The organism is bacterium (genome assembly GCA_036524115.1).
GTDB lineage: Bacteria > JAUVQV01 > JAUVQV01 > JAUVQV01 > DATDCY01 > DATDCY01.
In genome coordinates this window covers 1-6,075 of record DATDCY010000277.1, presented here as the reverse complement: position 1 = coordinate 6,075, position 6,075 = coordinate 1, and the positions used below count along the sequence as shown (strand labels likewise).

Sequence of the window (6,075 nt, the reverse complement as noted above, 5' to 3'; positions counted from 1 at the left end):
GCGGCGAGCGCGGCGGCCAGCGCCAGCGCGGGCAGGGCGGCGGGAAGGGTGCGCGCGGCGGGCATGGGCGCCCCTCAGGCGGGGATGCGCCAGCGGGCGGCGAGCCGCACCGTGCCCGCGTGGTCGCTGTCGGGCAGGACGCTCAGCGCCAGGCAGTTGTCGAGCCGGTGGAAGACGCGGTGCTCGCGCGAGTGAATCGCGAACGTCAGGTAGTAGCGGCCGCGCAGGAAGGGCAGGGGGGCGAACTCGAGGGCCGCCGCGCCGCTGCCCTCGATCGCGGGAATGGCGCACCCGTCGATGGCGGTGTTGGTGCCGTAGAGGACCCTGCCCTGGGCGTCGCTGAGCGCGAAGCCGAAGACCGGACCCTCGATGCGCCGGGCGGCGCGCCAGCGCACGAGCGCCGTGAACCCCTGCCCCGGCCCGAGCGCCGTCACCTCGCCGCCGTCGGGCGCCCGCAGCTCGACCCCGAGGATCTCCGCCTCGCGCGTCCCCGACTCGAGCCGTGCGGGGCCCTCGCCGTCGCCCGCCGCGTTGATCGCGTGGTACTCGTTGACGGCGCGCGCGGGGCCCGCCTCGAGGACGGCTTCGCCGCGGTCGAGCACCAGGACGCGGTCGCACACCGACTGGATGGTGTCCATGTCGTGCGAGACGATGAGGAACGTGCGGCCGCGGCGGCGCAGGTCGTTGATGCGGTCGCGGCACTTGTCGCGGAAGCGTTCGTCGCCGACGGAGAGCACCTCGTCGACGATGAGGATGTCCGGGTCGACCTCCATCGCCACCGAGAACGCCAGGCGCACGAACATGCCGGAGGAGTAGTGCTTCACCGGCTGGTCGATGAAGCGCTCCATCTCGGCGAACGAGACGATCGCGTCCAGCCGCTCCGCGATCTCCCGCCGGCGCATGCCGAGGATCGAGCCGTTGAGGAAGACGTTCTCGCGCCCCGTGAGGTCGGGGTGGAACCCCGCGCCCAGCTCGAGCAGCGAGCTGATGCGCCCGGCCGTCCGCACCGCCCCCTCGGTGGGCGTGATCGTGCCGGCGATCATGCCGAGCAGCGTGCTCTTGCCCGCGCCGTTGCGGCCGATGACCCCGAGCGTCTCGCCCCGCGCCACCGCGAAGGAGACGCGCCGGAGGGCCCAGAACTCCTCGCCCGGGACGGGGCCGCGGCGGAACAGGCGCAGCGCGGCGCTCTTGAGGGTGGTGGCGCCCCCGCGCTGGCGCAGGCGGTAGCGCTTCCCGAGGCCCTCGACCCCGATCGCCACGTCGGCCACGGCCACGCTCACAGCTCGTCGGCGAAGCGCGGCTCGAGGCGCGCGAAGACCAGGCCGCCGACGGCGAGCACCGCGAGCGCGCCGGCGAGCGCGGGCCAGAGGCCCAGCGGCGGCAGCGGCTCGCCGAGCAGCAGGTGGCGGTACCCCGCCAGCAGCGAGGCCATCGGGTTGGCGAGGAAGGTCGTCGCCGCCCACGGCGGCAGGCCCGGGTTGCGGACGACCTGCTCGGCGCCGTAGATCACCGGCGTCACGAAGAACCACGACATCAGGCCGATGGGGACGAGGTGCTCGACGTCGCGGAAGAAGACATTCAGCGCCGAGAGCCCGAGCGAGAGGCCGAGGCAGAACAGGAACTGCAGCGCGATCACGGCGGGCAGCAGCAGCCAGCCGGCCCGGGGCGGCGCGCCGAGCGCGGGCAGCACGGCCGCGAGCACCAGGAGCGAGAGCAGGAAGTGCGCGAGGTTCGCCAGGACCGCCGAGAGCGGGAGGATCAGGCGCGGGAACCAGGTCTTCTTCACGAGCGACGCGTGGCCGAGGATCACGCCCGCGGCGTCCCCCGTGCAGAGGGCGAGGAACTGCCAGGCCATCACCCCGACCAGCAGGCTCGGGAGCCGCACGGGGAAGCGCATGAGGCGGATGAAGACCAGGTAGATCAGGACGAGGAACAGCGGGTGCAGCAGCGACCAGAGAAAGCCGAGCGCCGAGCCCTTGTAGCGCTGCTTGAGGTTGCGCGCCACGAGGTTGCCGACAAGCTCACGGCGGGAGAGGACCTCGGCGAGCAGGGAGCGGCCGCGCATCCGATAATACTACCATAGGGGAGCGCGCTTCTTGACCGGCGCCCGCCGTGGCGCTACAAATGAAGGCGTGGCGCGCGTCGTCGGGATCCACCACCTGGCGCTCGTGACGGGGTCGCTGGAGCGGACGATCCGTTTCTGGCGCGACCTCGTCGGCCTCGAGATGCGCGCGCGGCTCGGCGCGCCGGGCTACCGGCAGTACTTCTTCGGGGCGGGGGGGCGCACGCTGATCGCCTTCTTCGAGTGGACGGGCGCCGGGCCCGTCCCGGAGAAGGACCACGGGGCGCCGGTGCGCGGGCCGATCGACTTCGACCACGTGGCCCTCGAGTTGAGCGCGGAGGAGGGGCTGTTCGAGCTGCGGGACCGGCTCGCGGCCGCGGGGTTCTGGGTGTCGGAGCCGATGGACCTGGGCTTCGCGCACTCGATCTTCTCCTTCGACCCGAACGGGGTGCCGGTGGAGTTCGCCGTGCCCGTGCCGGGCCGCGACTTCCGGGAGGCGCCGCTCTTCGCCGACCGGCAGCCCGGGGCGGTGGCGCTGGAAGGCGCGGCGCCGCAGCCCGGGGTCTGGCCGGAGCCCGCGGCCCCCGGCGACCGGGTGGTCTACCCCGGGGCGGGCAGCGAGTACTTCCACGGCAGAAAGCAGGGATGACAGGGTGCGGTGGCGGATGGTAGCATCACCCGAAGTGCCGCGGATCGCGGCAGCGCCAGGAACCCGGAAGGAGAGAACACCGTGAGAGAGTGGATGCGTTGGGGCGCCGCCGTCGCGGCGACGGCGATGATGGCCTGGTCACCGGCGGGTGCGGCGGCGGAACAGGCCGCGGCGGCACAGGGAGCGGCGCCGGCGGCGGCGGGGACTCCCGTCGCGGCGGCGACGCCGATGGCGCGGGTGAACGGCGCGGTCATCACGCGCGGCGATTTCGAGCGGAACCTGGCCTTCGTCGTTCAGGGCGGGGGCACGGAGGGGGAGGAGGCGCCGGCTGCCGCGACCGACGAGGTGCGGGCGCAGGTGCTCGACCGCCTGATCGACGAGGAACTGTTGCACCAGGAGGCGCGCAAGCGCAATCTGCTGGCGACCCCGGCGGCCGTGGACGCGGAGATCGAGCAGGCGCGCGCGCAGTTCGAGACCGCGGAGGCCTTCGCCGCCGCCCTGGCCAAGGGCGGGCTTGACACGGAGAGCCTGCGCGCGCTCGTCTCCCGCAACCTGAGCATCCAGCGGCTGGTCGAGGAGGGTGTCGCCGCGGGCGTGACTGTCAGCGACGCGGAGGTGCACGCCTTCTACGCGGGCAACGCCGAGAGCTTCGCGATCCCCGAGCAGGTGCGGGCGCGCCACATCCTCGTGCAGTTCGGCGAGAACGACGATGCGGTCGCCAAGGCGGCCAAGCGCGCGAAGGCCGAGGGGCTGCTCGCCCAGATCAAGGGAGGCGCGAGCTTCGAGGACCTGGCGAAGGCGAACTCCGACTGTCCGTCGGCTCCCGAGGGCGGCGACCTGGGCTTCTTCGAGCGGGGGCAGATGGTGCCGGCGTTCGACGACGTGGCGTTCGCGCTGAAGCCCGGGGAGGTCTCCGGCGTGGTCGAGACGGAGTTCGGCTACGACATCATCCGCGTCGAGGAGCGCAAGGCGGCCGGGACGATCGCCGAGAAGGACGCGACGGCCCAGATCACCGAGTACCTGAAGGCCCAGAAGACGGAGGGCGCGGTCGAGGCCCTGGTCAAGGAACTGCGCGCCGCGGCGAAGATCGAGAAGCTCTCGTAGGGGCGGCCGGGGCGTGCGGACGCTGCTGATCGTCGAGGACGACAGCGACATCGCCGAGTATTACCGGATCCTGCTCGACGGCCTCGGGCTGCGGCTGCTGCGGGCGGCCACCGGCGCGGAGGGCCTGGCCCTGGTGGATGGGGCCGGGCCGATCGACCTGATCCTGCTCGACATGGTGCTCCCCGAGATGAACGGGGAGCGGTTCTTCCGCGCATTGCGCCTCGAGCGCGGCGCGCAGACGCCGGTCGTCGCCTGCTCGGTCGACGAGCGGCTCATCGAGCCGCTGCGGCGGATCGCGCCGCTCCAGGGGGTCTTCCTCAAGGGGGACCGGGGCGCCGTCCTCGTCGATCTCGTGAGGAAGCTGCTCGCGCTCTAGGCCGGGGCCGGGGCGTAGAGCGCCTCGACGAACGCCTCGGGGTCGAAGTCCTGCAGGTCCTCCACCTTCTCGCCGACGCCGACGAGCTTCACCGGCACGGGGAACTCGCGCGCCAGCCCGAGGACGACCCCGCCGCGTGCCGTGCCGTCGAGCTTGGTCAGGACGAGCCCGGTGAGCCCGACCGCCTCGTGGAACAGCCGCAGCTGGGAGTAGGCGTTCTGGCCCGTGGTGGCGTCCAGGACCAGCAGCGTCTCGTGCGGGGCGCCGGGGACGAGCTTGGCGGCGGTGCGCCGGATCTTCTTCATCTCCTCCATGAGGTTGACCTTCGTGTGCATGCGCCCCGCGGTGTCCGCGATGACCGTGTCGTAGCCGCGCGCGAGAGCGGCGTTGATCGTGTCGTAGACGACGGCGGCCGGGTCGGAGCCGGGCTTCTGGGAGACGACCTCGAGCCCGGTGCGCTCGCCCCAGACCTCGAGCTGGTCGGCGGCCGCGGCGCGGAAGGTGTCGGCCGCGGCCAGCAGCACGCGGCGGCCCTCGCGCTGGAGGCGACGGCCGAGCTTGGCGACGGTGGTGGTCTTGCCCGAGCCGTTGGTGCCGACGACCAGGATCACGCCGAGCCCGCGCTCGGGCAGCTCGATGCGCCCCGCGCAGGCGGCCAGGATCTCCCGCGCCTGCGCCTTGAGGAAGGCGAGGACCTCCTCCGGCGCGCGCAGCTCGCCGCGGGCGACGGCGCGGCGCAGCCGCTCCATGAGCTCCTCGGTGGTGCGGGGCCCGACGTCGCCCTGCAGGTAGAGCTCCTCGAGCTCGTCGAGCAGCTCGGCGTCGACGCGGTTGCGCCGCAGGACCAGCCGCTCGACCTTGTTGATGAAGCCGTCGTGCGTCCGGGCGAGGCCCGCGCGCAGCCGCGCGAACAGCCCGGTCTTCTGCGTCCCCCCGAGCACGCGAGCGCGCCCTAGGAGGCCTGCGCCTGCTGCTCGCGCAGCTGGATGGAGATCAGGCGCGAGACGCCGGGGTCGGCCATGGTGACGCCGACGAGGTGGTTGGCGTTCTCCATCGTGCGCTTGTTGTGGGTGATCATGACCAGCTGCGAGCTGCTCGCCGAGCGGCGCAGCACGCGCAGGAAGCGCATGATGTTCGACTCGTCCAGGGGCGCGTCGACCTCGTCGAGCAGGCAGAAGGGCGAGGGCTTGACCATGAAGATCGCCAGCAGCAGGGCGATGGCCGTCAGCGCCTGCTCGCCGCCGGAGAGCAGCGAGATGTGCTTGAGCTTCTTGCCGGCCGGCTGCGCGAGGATCTCGACGCCGGCCTCCAGCGGGTCCTCCCCCTCGACGAGGCGCAGCAGCGCGTGCCCGTTCTCGAGCAGCTGCGGGAAGGTTTCCTGGAACTTCTCGTTGACCTGCTCGAACGTCTCGAGGAACTTCTCCCGGGACGTCGCGTTGATCCTGGAGATCGCCTGGCGCAGGTCCTGCGAGGCCTTCTCGAGGTCCTGCTGCTGCGCCCGCTGCGCGGTCAGCCGGTCCTGGAGCTCCTGCTGGTCGCCGATCGCCGCGAGGTTGACCGGCCCGAGCGCCTCGATCTGGCGCCCGAGCTCCCGGTGGCTCTCCTCCAGCGTGGCGACGGGGGAGGCGAGCAGCCCGGCGAGCGCCTCCGCGGCGAGGAGCTGCTCGGGCGGCAGCCCGCGCAGCTCGAGGATGCGGGCGCCGAGGTGCTCGCGGCGCACCTCCTCCTCGGCGCGCCGGACCTGCAGCGCCCCCTGCTCGGCAAGGAGCTCCTCGCGACGCTGGCGCAGCTGCCGCAGGCGCTCCTCCGTCTCGCGGGCGGTGCCGGAGAGCGCGCGGTGGCGCTCCTGGGCGGCGGCGAGCAGCGCCTCGACGCGGTCGCGCT

At 73.0% G+C, this 6,075-nt stretch carries 7 protein-coding genes; 3 read left to right on the top strand and 4 right to left on the bottom strand.

The window, feature by feature from the left end; all coding sequences use genetic code 11:
- Window positions 1-74 precede the first annotated feature (74 nt).
- Together VI078_13245 and VI078_13240 are read right to left on the bottom strand one after the other, a co-directional pair.
- Window positions 75-1,274, bottom strand: a complete 1,200-nt coding sequence (locus tag VI078_13245) for an ABC transporter ATP-binding protein (GenBank protein HEY6000248.1) — start codon at window positions 1,272-1,274, stop codon at window positions 75-77.
- A 2-nt stretch (window positions 1,275-1,276) separates the two neighbouring features.
- Window positions 1,277-2,065: an ABC transporter permease gene (locus VI078_13240; GenBank protein ID HEY6000247.1), complete on the bottom strand. Its 789-nt coding sequence runs from the start codon at window positions 2,063-2,065 to the stop codon at window positions 1,277-1,279.
- A 67-nt stretch (window positions 2,066-2,132) separates the two neighbouring features.
- Between VI078_13240 and VI078_13235 the strand changes: the two genes are divergently transcribed.
- The 3 genes from VI078_13235 (at window position 2,133) to VI078_13225 (ending at window position 4,191) form a co-directional block, all read left to right on the top strand.
- On the top strand, window positions 2,133-2,711 hold the full coding sequence (locus VI078_13235; GenBank protein HEY6000246.1) for a VOC family protein: 579 nt from the start codon (window positions 2,133-2,135) through the stop codon (window positions 2,709-2,711).
- Between the two features lie 81 nt (window positions 2,712-2,792).
- Window positions 2,793-3,815 (top strand): peptidylprolyl isomerase, encoded by a 1,023-nt coding sequence (locus VI078_13230; protein ID HEY6000245.1) that lies wholly within the window; start codon window positions 2,793-2,795, stop codon window positions 3,813-3,815.
- 13 nt (window positions 3,816-3,828) lie between these two features.
- Window positions 3,829-4,191: a response regulator gene (locus VI078_13225; protein ID HEY6000244.1), complete on the top strand. Its 363-nt coding sequence runs from the start codon at window positions 3,829-3,831 to the stop codon at window positions 4,189-4,191.
- On the opposite strand, the gene ftsY is transcribed toward VI078_13225, so the two are convergent.
- Together ftsY and VI078_13215 are read right to left on the bottom strand one after the other, a co-directional pair.
- Window positions 4,188-5,132, bottom strand: a complete 945-nt coding sequence (gene ftsY / locus VI078_13220) for a signal recognition particle-docking protein FtsY (protein HEY6000243.1) — start codon at window positions 5,130-5,132, stop codon at window positions 4,188-4,190. The genes VI078_13225 and ftsY overlap by 4 nt on opposite strands.
- An 11-nt stretch (window positions 5,133-5,143) precedes the next feature.
- On the bottom strand, window positions 5,144-6,075 hold a 932-nt coding region (locus tag VI078_13215; protein HEY6000242.1), incomplete at its 5' end, for an AAA family ATPase.